The sequence below is a fragment of the Paenibacillus sp. 1011MAR3C5 genome, assembly GCF_003591485.1.
Taxonomy (GTDB): Bacteria; Bacillota; Bacilli; order Paenibacillales; family Paenibacillaceae; genus Pristimantibacillus.
Genome location: NZ_QZCF01000003.1, coordinates 367785 through 385684, shown reverse-complemented (window position 1 = coordinate 385684; position 17900 = coordinate 367785). Strand labels below are relative to the sequence as shown.

General features: G+C 49.2%; 20 protein-coding genes. 6 read left to right on the top strand and 14 right to left on the bottom strand.

Annotation, left to right across the window (positions count from 1 at the left end; all coding sequences use genetic code 11):
- Positions 1 to 4: 4 nt before the first annotated feature.
- From D3P07_RS11420 to D3P07_RS11385, 7 genes are all read right to left on the bottom strand, one after another.
- On the bottom strand, positions 5 to 814 hold the full coding sequence (locus D3P07_RS11420; RefSeq protein WP_119800351.1) for an ATP-binding protein: 810 nt from the start codon (positions 812 to 814) through the stop codon (positions 5 to 7).
- Positions 765 to 1466: a hypothetical protein gene (locus D3P07_RS11415; RefSeq protein ID WP_119800350.1), complete on the bottom strand. Its 702-nt coding sequence runs from the start codon at positions 1464 to 1466 to the stop codon at positions 765 to 767. Before D3P07_RS11415 ends, D3P07_RS11420 begins: the two co-directional genes overlap by 50 nt.
- A gap of 12 nt (positions 1467 to 1478) precedes the next feature.
- Positions 1479 to 1664, bottom strand: a complete 186-nt coding sequence (locus tag D3P07_RS11410; protein ID WP_259391449.1) for a hypothetical protein — start codon at positions 1662 to 1664, stop codon at positions 1479 to 1481.
- A 358-nt stretch (positions 1665 to 2022) separates the two neighbouring features.
- Complete coding sequence (locus D3P07_RS11400; RefSeq protein WP_119800347.1) at positions 2023 to 2841, bottom strand: PD-(D/E)XK nuclease-like domain-containing protein; 819 nt, start codon at positions 2839 to 2841, stop codon at positions 2023 to 2025.
- Positions 2822 to 3553 carry a RecT family recombinase gene (locus D3P07_RS11395; protein ID WP_119800346.1) on the bottom strand — a complete coding sequence of 244 codons (732 nt, stop codon included), beginning with the start codon at positions 3551 to 3553 and terminating at the stop codon, positions 2822 to 2824. The genes D3P07_RS11400 and D3P07_RS11395 overlap by 20 nt, the downstream gene beginning before the upstream one ends.
- 3 nt (positions 3554 to 3556) lie before the next feature.
- Positions 3557 to 5185: an AAA family ATPase gene (locus D3P07_RS11390; protein ID WP_119800345.1), complete on the bottom strand. Its 1629-nt coding sequence runs from the start codon at positions 5183 to 5185 to the stop codon at positions 3557 to 3559.
- Between the two features lie 349 nt (positions 5186 to 5534).
- Positions 5535 to 6260, bottom strand: coding sequence for an antA/AntB antirepressor family protein (locus D3P07_RS11385; RefSeq protein WP_119800344.1), 726 nt, complete (start codon positions 6258 to 6260; stop codon positions 5535 to 5537).
- An 88-nt stretch (positions 6261 to 6348) separates the two neighbouring features.
- Between D3P07_RS11385 and D3P07_RS11380 the strand changes: the two genes are divergently transcribed.
- Complete coding sequence (locus D3P07_RS11380; protein WP_182914278.1) at positions 6349 to 6822, top strand: DUF2321 domain-containing protein; 474 nt, start codon at positions 6349 to 6351, stop codon at positions 6820 to 6822.
- Between the two features lie 153 nt (positions 6823 to 6975).
- On the opposite strand, the gene D3P07_RS27005 is transcribed toward D3P07_RS11380, so the two are convergent.
- The 3 genes from D3P07_RS27005 to D3P07_RS11370 form a co-directional block, all read right to left on the bottom strand.
- Entirely contained in the window at positions 6976 to 7149 is a 174-nt protein-coding gene (locus D3P07_RS27005; protein WP_182914277.1) for a hypothetical protein, read from the bottom strand.
- Positions 7150 to 7230: 81 nt separating this feature from the next.
- Positions 7231 to 7389: an excisionase family DNA-binding protein gene (locus tag D3P07_RS11375; protein ID WP_119800798.1), complete on the bottom strand. Its 159-nt coding sequence runs from the start codon at positions 7387 to 7389 to the stop codon at positions 7231 to 7233.
- 56 nt (positions 7390 to 7445) lie between these two features.
- Positions 7446 to 7712, bottom strand: a complete 267-nt coding sequence (locus D3P07_RS11370; protein WP_119800342.1) for a helix-turn-helix transcriptional regulator — start codon at positions 7710 to 7712, stop codon at positions 7446 to 7448.
- Positions 7713 to 7871: 159 nt separating this feature from the next.
- On the opposite strand from D3P07_RS11370, the gene D3P07_RS11365 reads away from it, so the two are divergent.
- Positions 7872 to 8222: a helix-turn-helix transcriptional regulator gene (locus D3P07_RS11365; protein WP_182914276.1), complete on the top strand. Its 351-nt coding sequence runs from the start codon at positions 7872 to 7874 to the stop codon at positions 8220 to 8222.
- Here the strand turns inward: D3P07_RS11365 and D3P07_RS27000 are convergent.
- Positions 8194 to 8337: a hypothetical protein gene (locus tag D3P07_RS27000; protein ID WP_182914275.1), complete on the bottom strand. Its 144-nt coding sequence runs from the start codon at positions 8335 to 8337 to the stop codon at positions 8194 to 8196. The genes D3P07_RS11365 and D3P07_RS27000 overlap by 29 nt on opposite strands.
- A gap of 104 nt (positions 8338 to 8441) precedes the next feature.
- Here D3P07_RS27000 and D3P07_RS27880 point away from each other — a divergent pair, with 104 nt between their 5' ends.
- Complete coding sequence (locus D3P07_RS27880; RefSeq protein ID WP_119800340.1) at positions 8442 to 8669, top strand: helix-turn-helix transcriptional regulator; 228 nt, start codon at positions 8442 to 8444, stop codon at positions 8667 to 8669.
- Positions 8670 to 8802: 133 nt separating this feature from the next.
- Entirely contained in the window at positions 8803 to 10005 is a 1203-nt protein-coding gene (locus tag D3P07_RS11355) for a tyrosine-type recombinase/integrase (RefSeq protein WP_259391448.1), read from the top strand.
- A gap of 203 nt (positions 10006 to 10208) precedes the next feature.
- Here the strand turns inward: D3P07_RS11355 and D3P07_RS11350 are convergent, their stop codons facing one another.
- Both D3P07_RS11350 and D3P07_RS11345 read right to left on the bottom strand, forming a co-directional pair.
- Positions 10209 to 11381, bottom strand: a complete 1173-nt coding sequence (locus D3P07_RS11350; RefSeq protein ID WP_119800338.1) for a D-alanine--D-alanine ligase — start codon at positions 11379 to 11381, stop codon at positions 10209 to 10211.
- Positions 11382 to 11427: 46 nt separating this feature from the next.
- Entirely contained in the window at positions 11428 to 12684 is a 1257-nt protein-coding gene (locus tag D3P07_RS11345; protein WP_483870195.1) for an amidase domain-containing protein, read from the bottom strand.
- A gap of 274 nt (positions 12685 to 12958) precedes the next feature.
- Between D3P07_RS11345 and acnA the strand changes: the two genes are divergently transcribed.
- Complete coding sequence (acnA, locus tag D3P07_RS11340; protein ID WP_119800336.1) at positions 12959 to 15673, top strand: aconitate hydratase AcnA; 2715 nt, start codon at positions 12959 to 12961, stop codon at positions 15671 to 15673.
- A gap of 123 nt (positions 15674 to 15796) precedes the next feature.
- Here acnA and D3P07_RS11335 read toward each other — a convergent pair whose 3' ends face one another.
- Positions 15797 to 16540 carry an IclR family transcriptional regulator gene (locus tag D3P07_RS11335; protein WP_119800335.1) on the bottom strand — a complete coding sequence of 248 codons (744 nt, stop codon included), beginning with the start codon at positions 16538 to 16540 and terminating at the stop codon, positions 15797 to 15799.
- 298 nt (positions 16541 to 16838) lie between these two features.
- On the opposite strand from D3P07_RS11335, the gene D3P07_RS11330 reads away from it, so the two are divergent.
- A complete protein-coding gene (locus tag D3P07_RS11330; protein ID WP_119800334.1) occupies positions 16839 to 17900 on the top strand; it encodes an alpha/beta hydrolase in 1062 nt (353 codons plus the stop codon).

Below are 17900 nucleotides of genomic sequence, written 5' to 3'. Positions count from 1 at the left end.
TCCGTTAAAATCGTTTATTATTTATCCGATAGTCGACTCCCTCAAATTTGACGGGTTTGGTATTCATCATCATTCGCGAGAAATTCCGTTGCCCGACTTTTCGGGGCAATTCGTCGGATGTAAGGTTAGTCGTATAGATTGTGTGCCGGCCGCTTCGACCGTCGATGATTTCAAACAGCTTTTCCGTCGCCCAACTCTCGCCGTCGTCCTCACGCTTTGCCCTCTCAGCTCCAATGTCGTCCAGCGCTAACAAGTCAACCTTAGACAACACATCCAATAATTCAGCCTCTGTAAAATCGCTATTGCGTTGGTATGTGCTTTTGATGACCGTCAGTAGCTTCGGAACCGAGACAAACACCGCTATATATCCTTTAAACCGCAACTCCTTACAGATCGAGTAGGACAGGTGAGACTTGCCCAAACCGTACATCCCAGCAAATAGTAGATTCATAGGCTGCGATAGATCAAACGAATCGGCGTACTCCCTAGCAGCAGTGAGAGCACGGTGTAAGTTCGGGGTGCTGGCCATAAAGCTTTCAAACGTCGCTGCCTCCAAGTCTGGGTTAACCGTGCTATATTTTCCGACCATCTGCTGCACCTGATAGGCTCGCTGCTCTCGTTTTGCCTCTCGCGCCTGCTCATTATCCCAACAGACACATCCACGCTTATACTGGAGCTGCTTGCCTTTGTCCGGCCCGCCGATAACCGGCTGATCGATGATGACTGTTTCATTTCCACAGCCTTCGCAAATGTATCTCCCAACCTCAGAAGCCGAAGTCAACCCCGGCATTAGGGTTTTGAGAATTTCCCCCATTGACTGCACGGTTACTTCCCCCTTTCGAAAACTCGCTCCGCTCCCATGTTCGGACAGCTGCTTTCCAGTCTTTCATCTTGGTTCTCCCCACCATCCAGCCATTAGAGGTGTAATGGTCAATCCATTTTTGTGGGTCAACACTGTTTTGCCTTTCTTCGCAATAGGCTGTTACCTCTTCCAGTGTTGGAGGGATGAATTTTGAGCGTTTGGGCTTGTCGTCAGACAGCCCTATATCTTTTCTATCCTCTACTAGACTAACCTTACCTAACCTAACCTTACCTACGTCTCCCACTGGTATGACGGTTGGTATACCAGTGGTATACCCCTTATTTTCATCAAGTGATAACTGGCTTTTTTCCTCTGTGTAAATGGTCGGGGTATAGCGGTCATTTCGGATGTAATTATGGATTCGCCAGTGCTTTATTACGCAAATCCCAGTGTCAAAAGGGATAATAAAGTTCTTGAAAATCAGCATGTCCATGTCATTCTTGGAGCAAGAAACCATCCTCAAAATTTTCAACGGCGAGTTAACAAATCCATCGTCATCAGCTCGCATCGATAAGTGGAAATATAAGTTCTGCGTTGATGAAGGCATGTCCAAAAATAGGTCACTGTCGATGATGCTCTTAGCAAACATCCTTCTTTCTGCCATATTAGCTCCTTTCTAACGGTCGTCTCGCAGCCAAATTATGCGCCGCTCAAAGTCATATTTGACTGGTGTAAATCCAGGGTAGGCGAGCCTGTAATAGCGCTCCACCTCCCTCTCAAATGCGTCCAAATCCTCGACAGCAAGCTCCCATATGCGCTCACTGACTCCTGACTGTGTTAATGGCTTGCCGTTGTCGATCATCGCCATAGCTCCATGACATACGCTGTTGTGCCGATCTCCCTTACCTGACGCTTGAAGCGGATTCCCTCCGGCGTTTCATCCAGCCATATATGGCAGGCTTTACAGGCGTGGAATAGATCGTTTACGGTCGTCCTATGGCTTATGAGCTTACGTCCTATCGTGTGCGCTCTCTCGGCGGCCTGAGCGCCATTACAACGCACCCTTACCTCGCAGATTCCCTTAGATCGTTCTTTTAGTTCGCTGTCCACCTTGGCGCTAATAGCTCCCATTTGGCGTTGTGTGGGCTTGACGCGCTTGGGTTTTGCTGGCTTACCTGCAGGGTTAAATTCTCGAGACAAGTCTCGTATGATATTTGCCATTAGTAGATAGCCAGCTCGCAATAATGCCTGATTACAGCCTTTTTGGTCTGTCTGCAGTAATCGCAGCGCCCACATCGTTCCGGCGGCACTTGTCCCGATTTGACCGCTTTAACACGATCAATATTATTCCGCACGATCTGCAATCCTGACTCTATCGCATCGTAGTCAAAATAGATGATTTCCTTGTCCGGTGGGTCCTGTTTCGTCACGATGACCATGTGCGGGATTGCCCAGTCTTTCCGGTTCATATTTTGCTTTTCTACTTCGGCGTAAACAGCAACTTGTACGTTATATCCGTAATGGTCGATGGCGTTTTCGTATACTCGCTGCTCGCGGTTCCAAAACTTGTCTTCGAGTGACTTCAACGCCTTTAAGTCCGCAAACGCTCCGGTATCCTCAATGACGGGTTGATGACTATCAATCATGATTTTCCATGGTAGACCGAACAATTCTCCGGTCATGAATACCTCTTTGTCACCAGCGAGCACCTTCATAACGAGGTCATCCGTTTCTAGCGCTTCGATCATCTTGTTCAGGTGCTTGTAATTGGCTTTAAGTTGGCCTTTGGTTGGCCCTTGGCTGCTGTATATTTCGGGGTGCTCTGCCTTGTAGTCGGCAAGTGCACCCTCGTTCCAAGCGTGGATATAATGTCCCTCGTCAAATGCAGCCTTGCCGGGCCGCTCATATTCGCCGGACAATTCTGCCATGCTCCGAGCTTCACAGCCGCCGTATGCTTCGAGGAATCCCTTAAACTGGCTGACAGACATGTAATAGCGATTCGATTCGAGGCTAAAATAGTTATCCTTGCTCAACTTCATCCGGCCCAACCTCCTTTTCCTCAAATGGGCTGCGTTGTTGTGGTCGCGGCTGCTTGCTGAAATCGAACTCGCTACCGGCTTCAAATGCAAGCCGTTGCTCCGCGTCAAAGTCAATCTCAATCGTTTTGCATAGGCGCCGCAGGACAGTCCGCTTGTACATTTCGCCCTTAGACTTGTCCCATGTGTCGCTGCCGGGGTTCTTGCCGTAGTTGGTCCGTACCGCTTCAATTTCTTCCGCGCTCATGGTCTCGTAAACCATGCCCCCGTCCGTATACTGCGCTACTGCGAAGCTTCCGCTAATTGAGCTGTTATTAAACGGGAGCGGATTAAAGTTGATGACCGGTCGCCCCTCAATGACCGCCTCTTCGATACAATCGCCCTCCCGGACGTTTTTGGCGTAGATCGTCAGCAGCGGGCGCACGCTGTGCTTCATGGCAAGCTTCATTTCACCCTTGTAATCCGTCTGAAAGCGGACGCCGCTGCCTTCGGCAATGATATGGCACTCCTTTGCCAAGAAATCCAAGCCAAGTACCGCACCTTTGAAAAATTGAATCGCCAGGTCTTCAGCGTTGAATCGATCCCAGTTTCGAATTTCGGGAAGGTATGCGATGCAGTTTTGAACGAACCGCGTCGGGTTGAAGCCGGATGGCAAAGCGTCATGCTTTGCCTCCAACAGCGCCTCCAGTGAGGATATAATTTGTTCGGTCGCCATCGTTTACACCTCCACCGATTCAATTTGCAATGGCGCGCCTTCAACTGTTTCGAGAACAAAATATTGATACTCGTCCGTCTGAGCTGCCGCGATAATCTCCTGCTGTCTGCTGCCAAGGTTCTGCCAACCGTCGATGCAGATGACTTTCAGATCGCCAGCTTGCGCCTTAGCAAGCTTGAATGCGAACTCCCACGCTTCGCCCTCAGACAGCCCGTCTATTAGAGTCCCATTAATGCGGATTCGGCCCTGATCATCAACAGATAGCCCTTCTACCGGCAGCGCCGCTGTCTTAAGCAATTCCTTCGGCAAGTCCCTAGCGGTCTGGATTTTCGCTGTCAGCTCCGCGCTGCGTTCTTCCTTCGGTGCCAGTTTCTCACGGATGATATCGTTCATCTGCTCCCATTGCCGCAAGTATTCTTTCATGCCTGCAGCTTCGTCTGCATCGGCTTTAAGCGGTTCGGGATCATCATAAACCGTATTCGCAACGACTTGCTCAGCATTGCCGGACTTGGATTGTTCAGCAGCGATAAGGTTTGACTCATGGTCTGAAATCTTCTCTAAATCACGCTTTTCAAGCTCGCCCAGGTTGGATAGTTCAACCTGCTTGCCTGCAATTTGTTCTTTGTATTCAGCCGTGAATACACGGCTTTGCTCCGCTTCTGCCTTGATGTTTTCACGCTCGGTGTTCTTTTTCGCTTGGTACTGGAGACGTAGCCGCTCAATGGCCTGCTCAAGTTCCGCGTCAAGTCTAGCGCTAGACTCAGCAATGCGCCGATCCGCATCATCAATGGTTAGCTGCTCACGCTGGACATTATCCTCTAACCTTTGAATGGCGGCGCCCAGGTTGTCGCGCTGGCGTGAATAATCAAGTCGCTTTTGTTCTGCCACTGTCGCAGACCGTTGCTTGATGTCATCGACCCGCATCGATAGCCCATCAATTAATGCCTGCGCCTCTGCCAGTCGCTTATTGGATTCCTCCGCATCCGACAGTCGTTTGTAAAGCCCCTGCAGGTTAATGGATGCCCACTTTTCACCATCGTAGTTCGGCGGCAATGCCCGTTTAATGCCCTCGATGTTGGCTTTAAGCAAGTTAATTTCCCGGTTTATACTTTCGCGCTCCGCATAGTACCCGGACTCGATTTGCTTGAGAATTTGCAGGATGTGCAGTTGATAATCCGCTTCGGGTATTTCACCAAACCACGATTTAATATCCTCTACTGTCCAGCCAATTTGCAGCATGTTTAGTATGATTTCGGTTTGCTTTTTAGCGTCTTGCTGAATGAATTCAATGGGGCGGAAGATATCGCCGTTGATCATTTTGCGAAGATAAGATTCGGTGCTGGCTACCGCTTTGCTGTCATGCTTCACCTTCAAATAGTCCGCTTTTTCAGTCCGAACCTTGCGCGTAACTTGTAGCCCGTCATCAAGCTCAGCAAGCAATTCCGACTCTTCCGCACCGTGGCTCACAACCTCAGTACGGCGGTTGCGGTTGGTGAAAATCTTTTCAATTGCCTCGATGATACTAGTCTTACCGGCGCCGGAGTCACCCGAAATTCGCGTGATTTTACCAGGCGAAAAGGACTTTTCCTTAACGCCGATCCAGTCTTTTATTTCAATTTTTTTGATGAACATATTGCAATAGCTCTCCTTTTGGTCTACAATGACCGTGAATTGTTTTGGTTATTGGCTCTATGCGGCTCCACCCGCAAGGGCCTTTTCAATTACTGCTATTTCAGATTCAAGCCTGTCCAGTTCAGCGGGCTCGACGTCTGGATGACACTCCCATCGCCCCATAGAAATACGCCATCTATCCCGTTGTAACAGGACCTTTTCCCATCGCAAGTCCAACTCTTCAATGATGGTCATTTCGCCAATCCCCTCCATTGATTTTGTTAATGCTCAACACCGCGCATGTGAAAAATCCAAGTACCGCCCCTACTAACGCGCCTGCAATAAATCCGATCAACTGCATCACCTCCCATCAGGCCATCGTTCCAATAGCCAATTCTTTGACGATGATTGTATAGATTTCTTTCAGCCGCGGCTCTGTTTCGATTACATCCATACGGGATGTGTTTTTAAGTTGAGTCTTCGACGCGCCTTGAGCTTCCAACCGCTCGACCAGGTTCCGCAGACGCTTGTCCAGATCACATCGACCGCGTTCCTCCAACATGGCGTAACTCTGCCGTCGCAAGTCTTGGTATATCCCGCCCTTGCGGAATGCCGCGCCTTTGATCATGCTGTTGATTTTGTTCCGCCAGTCTTCATCACGCTGTAAGAACGTTTCCTTGATCGTTGTAATGGCCTGCTCCGTCTCCTGCTGCCGCGTCTCCAGTTGCAACGTACGTTGCTCCATCTGGATAAGAAGTTGAAGTTGCGGGCTTAGCGCTTCGACGTTCAACCCCTTTGCCCGGCGTTCACATTCGATGAAATACTTCCGAGCTTGCCGGCCGCGCTCGTTGTTCTCCACCATACAAATTTCCTTTGCCATATCGAGTGACAACTCATAGTTATGTCGAGTGACATTTTGACGTTCGCCAATTTTGGCGAGCGTTAATTTGTAGTCCTCTCCTTCGTTGAATGCGTATTGCTCAATGCGATACTTCATCCAGTTGACGAAATCCCGGCCGACGCCCAAAAACTCATGAAGTTCCCGGCCATCTACCATCATTCCATTAGTCGACTGATTGACCTTAATTAGATCCATTTTTCCTCCTCACTTTCTGTCGAATATTTCCTAATCCTCTGCTAGAATAGAATTGTCGAGATCCTATTAAGCAGAAAGGATGGTAAATATGGGTTATTACGAAGTATCTACAATTTGCAGAAATGGTCATTTCATCACTTCAGCTAGGCAGCAACATAGTGACAAGTTCTGCCGCAGTTGCGGAGTTCCAAATATCTCCTCTTGTCAGCAATGTAATACCCCAATCCGAGGTAAATATCGTTCTGACGGTATCCTTGATTTAACTAGTTATGATTACGTACCAGCGTATTGCCCAACATGCAGTGAAGCTTACCCATGGACAGAAAAACTATTAAGTAATGCTGTAGAGCTTATATCACTAGACGAAAAGCTATCACCTCAGCATAAAGAGTTAATAAAACTAGCAATGCCTGATTTGATTGTTGAGACACCATCTTCTCCAGTTGCTGTTGCGAAGTATAAAAAATACATGGCCACCGCTTCGGATTTTATAAAGGATGGGATGAGAAATCTTTTGTACGATGTTGTGAGCGAAACGGTTAAAAAATCGATTTGGGGTTAGCTTTTCTGCAATGAGCACAATAATTATCATCAGCATGGATTACCTTCTTACAGCGAGTACAGCGGATATGGTTTTCGTATTTAACGAGAACGTATTCTCTGTACTTTTTTGTAATTTCCAACAGCGCATTTAATCCCCAGAACACGACTGTCCTCAATCCCCTTTCACCTCCCCCTTAGAGTCTCGGACGTTGTACATCTTGACTGGCCCAGATAAGGCTGCCAGCTCGTCAGGCTTGTCCAGCAAGTTGTCACATGGCAACGTTGCTCGCTTGTAGCGGTTAATGTAGTGGTCACCGGGCTCCAGGTGATTAAGTTGGTAGGTCATCGGGCAAGTCTCTCCTTTCGTAATTAGCGGCGCGTTGCTTAGTTCTCCAAGCTTCTTATTTTTTCTGGTACATATTCCCGTTCAATATGATTGCTCCTTGATTAACTTTGCTTCGTATTCTAAGAGCCATTCACGTTTGATACGTCTACATTTTCCATTCTTATAACTTCGGATATCACCTGATTTGATTAGTGCGAATAATCGAGTACGGCCAATATTAAGATAATCAGCAGCCTGCATAACCGTGAGATTCGCTTGTAGCGCGTCCAATCTAATCACCTCTTCAATCTGTAAACTTAGGACGTGGCCGATAAGTCTAAGTTTAAATTAGGATTCTTTTTAAAAAAAATAATCTGTTTCACTTCACACTTGAACAAAAGCTTTAGTTTCATCGCCGTATCTATTGACATGCTTTCTGGGTGGTCTTCCAATCTGGCATAGGTGCTTGGATGTACACCTAGGTAACGCGCAACGGCTGATTTTGACATGCCGTTCAACGCCCTCCATTCCTCTAAGGTGCGTGCATGCAGACTAAATGACTGTATTACTTGTGTTTCTCCCATCGTTTCACCTCCTGCTCGCAGTATATCCTAAGTTAAAATTAGATGTCAACCACTAAAATTATAAACAATCTAATAAAAAATTAGATTTGTAGTGGATTTTTTAGATAGGATATGGTAACATCAAAAATAGAATTTTTAGGAAGAAGGGTGCTCAATCAAATGTCAACTGTATATATTGCGGAGAACATAAAAATTAATCGTGAGAGAATGGGGTTGAGCAAAGAAGAATTAGGGAGAAGAGTAGGGGTATCGGGTGTAACTATTGGATATTGGGAACAAGGTAAAACTGCTCCAAGAATGAAAAAAGTTGAGCAACTAGCCCAAATATTCGGTGTTGAATGGGATCAGTTGTTAGTAAATGAGCCTGTGAAAGACATCAATGGGATATTTGATGCAATCCCAGGCATGGATTCAGATCGCAAAAAAGCTTTAGAGTTGATTATGAAGATATCGGATGAAGATTTAAAACTGCTACTCTCGATTATGGAGCGGACATTAAAAGCTGATTAATAACATTTAATATTTCAACAGATGCACCTTCTAACTGAAGGTCGAAACGAATTGCTTCTAATTCTTGTTTGTTGCATCCTGCTAAAAAAATAATCGCTTTTAATCTATTCTCCACTTAATGTGCTCCTCTCGTGTATGTATTTCTTCAAAGTATAGCACAAAACAAGAACGTTTGTTCCTAAAAATTACGACATAATCCGACAATGAAAGGAGATCCAAATGGCGTTCCTGCTCGGGGAATGCCTGCTGCGAGAACGACTAGAAGATGCGAAAATGACACAAGCCGAATTTGCTAGAAGGATGGAATGTAGCCCTCAATACGTGTCTGGCTTGATCTCAGGTAAAGAACGTATGTCATTAGAATTTGCAATCAATTCCTCCTTTGTCTTAAAGTGTCGAGTTACTGATCTGCATATATTAGTTCCGGCGCGCAGCAGGAAAGGGTGATTTCATACCCTCCCTCAAGCAGAGTGTCAAGCCATGGCTTAACACCATCATAGGTTAAAACCTTAGATTTGTCTGTCATATAATGTCGAATGTTGGAGAGGTAAAATATTACATTGAAAGGGGATTGATCGGTTTGGGACGGCCTAAGAAACAAAAAAAACTCCCTCCAGGAGTGCGTGAAAGAGACGGTCGATTTACTTTTAGATATAGTGTTTATGTAACAGAAAACGGGAAAAAGAGGAGGAAACAAAAAGAAACCGAGTCTTTTAACACACCTGAAGAGGCTTATGATTATGGGATTACAATAAGAGCTAAACAATTACAAGGAAAAAAGGTAGATGCCAAGAACATTACACTCGAAAAATTAAGGGACATTTGGATCGAGGATTATCAATTAGAGAGGGAACCACGCTTAAATACAGTAAGAAACAGAATGACAGCTACTAACTCTCTCATTAATTTCTTTGGCGGAAACACTAAAGCAAAAGATATCGACTCAGATGAATATCAGCGTTACTTAAATAACTTAAAAAAACGCGGTTTGGAGAAAGGGACTTTGCACCGTTACCATGAATCAATTTCAATTTTCTTTTCTTATGCGGTTCGTAAAAACGCTATGTTATCGAACCCTGGTGATGAAGCAAATATTCCAGCATTCAAGATTTCATTAGAACAAATCGAATCCGGTAATTATGAACTTCCGAAGTTTCTTGAAAAAGAACAGTTGAAGCATTTTCTAAACATTGTACGATTTCGCGGGCAACCGCAGGAATATTATTTCTTCTTAATTCTTGCTTATACAGGAATGCGGATAGGTGAGTTGCTCGCATTGAAAATATCTGACTTCAACGAAGCTAAGAAGACGATATCAATTACTAAAACTCTCACTGTATTAACGAGGATTAGTGACTATTCACTTGGCCCGCCAAAAAACCTGTCATCAGTCAGAGTAATTTCAATTGGCGATACAGTCATTAAGGCCATTAAAGCGCAAATCGAATGGCAAGAAAAAATAAAAAATGATATTGAAATTGATCATGACGTTGGATTTTTGTTCTGGAGTTATGCTTCCCCTGGATATCCTGCCAGTGCAGTTTATTTAGGAAACAGATTCAGTAAATTGCTTGAAATAGCTGAGTTGCCATCGTCATTAACCCCACATAGTTTACGCCATACTCATGTGTCTTTATCCGCATCAGCCGGGATTGATCTCGCAGTAATTCAAGAGAGATTGGGGCATAAAAACGATGAAATAACAAGACGAGTGTATTTGCACGTGACTGAAAATAAACGAAAAGCCGCCCCTGATCAGTTTGAATCAATCATGAGTGGGTAAACTGTGGGTAGAAGTCTCAAAAATCCCGCCAAAATCCTTGCTCTTAAAGGAAAAGATGCCTCTCGAATGAATTTGCATACCGAATTGAATTCCGTCTGAAATCCCATCGCAACTTCATCCTCTCTTCACTCAATAATGGCATAGCCGCGCAACAGGCTCTTGTCAGGAGCGTTGCGCGGCTTCATTCGATACTGTCGTATGTCTTAGCCTTTCAGCGACTCTCCCGTAAAATCAATTCTCTGCTTGTCCCTATGCCGCTCAAGCGCCAAATGGATCAGCGTGCTCAGAAGCTCCTTATATGGAACGCCTGTCTCCCGCCACAACAGCGGATACATGCTGAACGGCGTAAAGCCAGGCAGCGTATTCACTTCATTAATCAATAGCTGGTTGTCTTCCTTCCGCAAGAAAAAGTCGACGCGGGACAACCCCGACCCGTCTATCGCCTGAAAGGCGCGGACAGCCATCTCGCGGATGGATTCCGTCAATTCGGGCGACAGCTCCGCCGGAATAATCATCGTGGACTTGCCGTCGATATATTTTGCCTTATAATCGTAAAATTCATTGGATGGGGCAATCTCGCCCGGTACCGATGCTTTCGCCTCATCATTGCCCAATACGCTGACTTCAATCTCGCGGGCATCAATGAATTCCTCCACAATGACCTTGCGGTCAAAGCGGAATGCGTAATTGACGGCCGCGATCAATTCCTCGCGGTTCTTCGCCTTGGACACGCCTACGCTCGACCCCAGATTAGCAGGCTTGATGAAGCACGGATAACCAAGAGAAATTTCGCATTCCATAATAAAGAAGGAAGCATCCTTCTCCCATTGCGTCCGGTTGAAATGACGGTAGATGCATTGCGGCAAGCCATCCTGCGCAAAAACCTTCTTCATCATAATCTTGTCCATCCCGACTGCGGAGGCCAAGACGCCTGCTCCGACATAAGGAACATTGGCCATCTCGAATAAGCCTTGAATGGTTCCGTCTTCCCCGAACGTGCCATGCAGCAGCGGGAACATCACGTCTACCGTATCCTCGGCTTGCTCCGATTGCGAAGGGTGTCCGCTTATTTTCGCTTCGCCTGACGACGCAAGCGCAGTGCCTGCAGCTTGATCGAGCGCGCTGAAGAGCGGCGCAAGCGAATGGCTCGACGTTACGCCCTGCTCATCGCCGAAGCGCAGCGATTCCACCGAAGCTGGCGCTGCCAGCATCGTCGATCCGCTTTTCCATTCGCCTTGCTTCGTAATATAGAAAGGTTTGATTTCGTATTGGTTATAATCAAATTCGCGCATGACAGCAAATGCCGTCTGCAGCGAAACCTCGTGCTCTCCGGATTTCCCTCCGTACACGAGTCCGACTCTTACTTTGCTCCCCATAGTCTATCCTCCGGTATGATATAATTTCCATTACAAGCTTGCATGCTCAAAGTAGATCGGGTATATGAAAGAAACGATAACGGGTTCCTTTGGTCCAAGCGTAAGAGTCCCGATAATCCCAATAACGATGCCTGCTGGCGACCGTATTGGCGTTTACTAGTGGTTGGCCGGCAGCATCGAAGGCCGTCACAATCGTACTGTGCTGGTACCTTCCATCACCGGTCCAGTCGTATGTAATGACATCGCCAAGCTGTAATTGATCGGCCGATTGCACTTGCTCGGCCCGAAGGCCTGACTTGCGCGCTGTCGACAGATATTGGGTCAGCGCATTCGAGACAGCCCAGCTGTAGCTCCACCATTCCTGGCCTTTGCTCCGTCCCTTGTACCACCATCCGCTTCCCCTTTTACCAGTATAGTTCATAGGGGCATTGCCTGCAAAGATACACTGGGAGACATAATTCGTGCAATTCACGTCGAACAGCTCGTAGGATGGATTCCCTTCATTCCACCACCGGTCGGCATACGCCGCAGCCAAATCTCTCCTGTAGCGAATACCGGTAATCCGGTTTTTGAATGGAGGCATTAGGTCATAATTTAAGTAGGGTAAAGACGGCATGACGTATATCTCGTCGTGAGAAGGCGCTTCCGACTCCTCATGCCATTCCAGCGACGATACGCCATAGCGGGGCCTGCGCTCCGCAATGATCGGCTCCACCTGCAGCACATCCCAGCGGCGGCCAGCCGCCGAGAGCCATAGCCGTTCATATTCATAGCGCTCTTCCATATAATAGCTGCCGCCCTGCTCCACCCTGCGCCTGATATGAAGCCGCAGCAGCACGGATACTTCGCTTGCGGATTCGTTCACGCGCACCAGCTCCGCCTTCGTCTCGCTCCCTGCCGGGAGAGCTCCGCGCAGCAAATCCCGCTCCCGCATCCGCGCAAGGCGGCCTGAGAGCCTTTCGCCATGGACAAGATCAGCCATATAATCGGTAAGTACGCGTGGATGCTGCTCCGTCTCGGCCTGGTTGTACAAGCTCACGTATCGGTGAACGGAGGACTTCCACTCCTCACGATCTTCCGCAACAAGCACACGCGTCGGCGCGGAGGATTGGATGAGAGAAGTCGGCTTGGGTCTTGTCTCCTGAAGAACCCGCCCGTCGCTTTGCTTGATTCGGGCAGGCGCAGCGGGCTCCGCGCGTTTCCGTTCAAGCGCAGCAGTCGGCGCAACGGCGCGGCTTTTGGGCTTACGCTCCGCACGCTTCTTCCGTCCGCCTGCGGATGGGCGGTTACCTGATTTGGACAAACGCGTTCCCTCCCGATTCTGCCTGGCGTAGGCGCTTCCTGCTCGAACGCCTGTGCGGCAAAGATTAACTGCTTCATTATATGAGGGTATCCCGCCATTCATGTAACATTTCTGTAAGCAGGACGCTGCAATCCAGGCAGGACATGACCGGGAAAAGGCTAACATTGGACTTTACGTACCCCCACTTTTAACGTTATACTAGACACATAGGTTTTTGAAATTGTGTTTCGTCTAATGAAACTACAAAATTTACTACATGAAAAGGAGAATAGCGATGTCTAAACAAAATGAATATTCTGTCCGCACAACGCTGGAGTCGGGCGGCAAATCGTACGCCTACTACCGTCTAGGCGGATTGGAAGAGCAAGGCCTTGGCGATATTTCCAAGCTTCCTTTCTCGATCAAAGTATTGCTGGAAGCAGCGGTACGTCAATTCGACGGTCGCGCCATTACACCTGAGCATGTGAAACAGCTTGCCAACTGGGCTAACGGCCGCGAAGACAAAGAAATTCCGTTCATTCCTGCACGTATCGTGCTTCAAGACTTTACGGGCGTTCCGGTTGTCGTTGACCTTGCCGCTATGCGCGACACGGTGAAGAAAGCCGGTGGAGATCCGAAGAAAATCAACCCCCTCGTACCAGTCGATCTCGTAATCGACCACTCGATCATGGTTGACGCATTCGGTACTCCAGAAGCTCTGGAATACAACACAAAAGTGGAATTCGAGCGCAACGAAGAGCGTTACCGTTTCCTTCGCTGGGCACAAACGGCATTCGATAACTTCCGCGCTGTTCCTCCTGGAACAGGTATCGTTCACCAGGTTAACCTGGAGTATCTGGCATCCGTGGCAGCTACGAAGACGATTGACGGCGAGACAGTCGTATATCCGGACTCCCTGGTAGGTACGGACTCCCATACAACCATGATCAACGGTCTTGGCGTTGTTGGCTGGGGCGTAGGCGGCATTGAGGCGGAAGCCGGCATGCTTGGCCAGCCGCTATACTTCGTTATGCCTGAGGTTATCGGCTTCAAGCTGACAGGCAGCCTGGCAGAAGGCTCCACAGCGACTGACCTGGCTCTGACCGTTACAGAAACGCTTCGTAAAAAAGGCGTTGTAGGCAAGTTTGTCGAGTTCTTCGGCCCTGGCTTGTCCAACATCAGCCTGGCTGACCGCGCTACGGTTGCCAACATGGCTCCAGAGTACGGCGCAACAGTCGGTTTCTTCCCGGTTGACAGCGAGACACTGGACTTCATGCGCCAAACTGGCCGCCAAGAAGATCAAATCCAGCTCGTTGAAGCTTACTACAAAGCGCAAGACATGTTCCGCACCGATGCTACGCCGGACCCTGTATTCTCCGACGTGATCGAGCTTGACCTGTCGACGATCGTGCCTTCCCTGGCAGGACCGAAGCGCCCGCAGGACCGCGTAGAGCTGACTGCAATGAAGGAAGCATTCAACAGCATCATCCGCACGCCGATCGACAAAGGCGGCTATGGCCTGTCCGATGAGAAGATCGAGCAAGTGGTTCCTGTACAGCACAATAACGGCGTTCAGTCCAAAATGGGCACTGGCGCGGTCGTGATCGCAGCGATCACGAGCTGTACGAACACCTCCAACCCAAGCGTTATGCTGGGCGCAGGTCTCGTGGCGAAAAAAGCCGTTGAGCGCGGCTTGACTAAGCCAGCTTACGTGAAGAGCTCCCTGACGCCAGGTTCCCTGGTCGTTACGGAATATCTGAAAAAAGCAAACCTGCTTGAATCGCTCGAAGCGCTTGGCTTCCACCTTGCAGGCTACGGCTGTGCGACTTGTATCGGCAACTCCGGCCCGCTTCCTGACGAAGTAAGCAAAGCGATTGCAGACAATGATATGACGGTAGCGGCTGTATTGTCCGGTAACCGTAACTTTGAAGGCCGCGTTCACGCTCAAGTGAAAGCGAACTACCTGGCTTCTCCTCCGCTTGTTGTCGCTTATGCGCTGGCAGGAACAGTCAATATCGACTTGGCTAACGATCCAATCGGACACGACCAAGACGGTCAGCCTGTATACCTGAAGGACATTTGGCCAACAAACGCTGAGATCAAGGAAGCTGTAGCCAAATCCTTGAATCCAGAGATGTTCAACGCGAAGTACGAGAACGTATTTACGCAAAACGAGCGTTGGAACGCAATCGACGTACCGGAAGGCGAAAGCTACGAGTGGGACGCAAAGTCCACTTATATCCAAAACCCTCCATTCTTCGAGAGCCTAGGCTCCGAGCTGGATGACATTGCCAACATTCCTGCGGCTAATGTACTGGCGCTGATGGGCGATTCCGTAACAACGGACCATATCTCCCCTGCCGGCAACATTACGGTTAACAGCCCGGGCGGCAAATACCTGATCGACAACGGCGTAGATCGCAAAGACTTCAACTCGTACGGCTCCCGCCGCGGTAACCATGAAGTGATGATGCGCGGTACATTCGCGAACATCCGTATCCGTAACCAAGTGGCTCCGGGCACGGAAGGCGGCGTAACGACTTACCTGCCAACTGGCGAAGTCATGTCCATCTATGACGCTTCCATGAAGTATCAGGCTGAAGGCAAAAACCTTGTGGTTATTGCCGGCAAAGAATACGGTACAGGAAGCTCGCGCGACTGGGCTGCCAAAGGTACGTACCTCCTTGGCGTAAAAGCTGTCATCGCTGAAAGCTTCGAGCGTATTCACCGCTCCAACCTGGTAGGCATGGGCGTGCTTCCGCTTCAGTTCCAAGAAGGCCAAAGCTGGAAAACGCTTGGCATTACAGGAACGGAAACGTTCGATATCTCCGGACTTTCCAACGATGTTCAGCCTGGTCAGACGGTAACCGTTAAGGCTACTCGCGAAGACGGCTCGACCTTCGAATTCCTGGCTATCGTTCGTCTGGATTCCCTCGTTGACGTAGACTACTACCGCAACGGCGGCATCCTGCAAACGGTGCTTCGTCAAATGATCGCCAACATGCAATAATAACGGCAGATAGCGGCTCCATCAAGCCGCTATCCCCGCTATACAAAAACTCCGTTCTATCGCTTTAAGCGACGGAACGGAGTTTTTTTGGTAGAACATGGCCATGTAGTGGAGAACTTGGCATTATCGGGTCATCGTCCCCATTCGCTTCGCCGCTTCCATCATGACTGGCGAATAGTCGCGCATTGTAGCAAGCTTCAGCCGGCTGGCGGGCCCGGATACGGACAAGGCAGCCACCATCGCTCCCGACCGATCGAAGATTGGCGAGGACAGCGCTGCTGCTCCCTCCTCCCGCTCCTCGAAGCTGGTCGCATACCCTTGAGCCAGAACCTCCTGAAGCTGCTGCTTATATTGCCCGATATCAATGGAGGAAGGCCATGCCGGGTCCTGCAGAATGCTCTCTTGTGTCGCAGGATCGGAGTAAGCAATAAGCACCTTGCTGGACGCACCGGCGTACAGCGGCAATCTGACGCCCACAGGAGCGACCCTCCGGACAGCCTGATTGCTTTGAACGGCCTGCCGCCTGATCCGCTCCGTACCGTCCCTCACATAAATGCTGACCGTCTCGCCCAATTGATCGCGAAGTCTGACCATCTCGGGCAGCCAGATGGTAGCCAGATCGTCCGAGCGCGACAGGTTGGCGGACAGCTCCCACACCTTGAGGCCCAAGTGATAGCGATCCGTCTCCCGATCGCGCTCGATAAATCCCTTCTCCTCAAGCGTAGCGAGCATCCGATGCACCGTGCTCTTGTGAAGGCCTACATGCTCCGCAATTTCTGTCATCGCCCAGTCCGTCTTGGATGTAAAGCACAGCAATATATCAAGCGCACGGTCCACTGCCCGTACTGTAGATTTCCCCTCTTCCATCTCTCTGCACCTCCTCGGTTTTCTGATTGAGCTTCTTATTCATCTACTATGGATCTATACCTTAAAGATTCGAGTTTCACCGACTGAAACCCTCTTTCAAAATGACTGAAATTGATTCTCAATTAGTATACCTCATTCACCCGACAATCGTAAAGCATTCCACAACATTACAGATTGATTACAAGCCCCTAACAATCGCACGACACGAATTGACAGGCTGCTAGGACTTTACTACCATTAACAGTAGAAGTTACGATAACGCTTTCATCATAGATTCCGACAAAGGGGGATGCCAGGTATGGACACCACGATTACGACAACACGCCCTCTGGAGAGCTTCGCTCCCGCACTGCCCGCTCCCGTCATTCAGAGCGAGCCGGCCGCAGCCTTTCCACGAGCAAGGACCAGCGGAAGACGCAAGCATCTACTATTCGCCTCTATTGCCGCCCTGTTTGCGACTATCCTCATTGCCATAATCATCTTCCACGGTTATGTGGCCTGGATGCTCGCTTATCCTTATGTTGCACCGCTGACTTCCAATCCGCAAGCCGCGATCGGAACAGCTTATGAAGATGTTGTATTCCCGAGCCACAGCGGAGAGACGAGCGTTAGCGGCTGGTATGTTCCTGCCGCCTCGGATGGCGGGGATGGCGCTTCTTCCGCCCGGACAGTCGTATTCAGCCATGGCTACGGCGCCAATCGCGAGGAAGATTGGGTCCCGATGTACGATTTGACGAAGCTCCTGCACGATTTGAAATATAATGTGCTTCTTTTTGACTACGGCTATGCTTCCACGCAATACAAGGCTCCCGCTACCGGCGGGCGCGAGGAATCCCAGCAGCTGCTGGCTGCAGTCGAATATGCCAAGTCCCGCGGAGCCGAGGACATTGTCGTATGGGGCTTCTCCATGGGCGCCGGAACGGCGCTGCAGACCGCCCTGCTGACAGATGAGATCGATGCGATGATTCTCGACAGTCTCTTTATTCCCAGCTCAGAAGCTTTGTTCGACAATCTTAATCAGTTCGTCCCGCTGCCGAGATTCCCTTCCCTTCCCTTGATTGAATCGATGATTCCGCTCTGGACGGGAAGCAGCTTTGGCTCGATCCCTGCGGAAGAAGTGATCGCTACACCTTACGATATGCCGATTTATATTATTCATGGGACAAAAGACGTCAAGGCCCCGTTCGACACAGCCGAAGCGATTGCCGCCAACCAGAGCAATGCCTTGTCTCGCTCCTGGATCGTCCAGGACGGTCAGCATGAGCTGCTGTTCCGCGCTCATCCTCGGGAATATGTACAGCGCACGGCGCTCTTCCTTAGCCAGGTGGACGGCCAGGTCCAAGCCAAGCGCGAAGGTTGA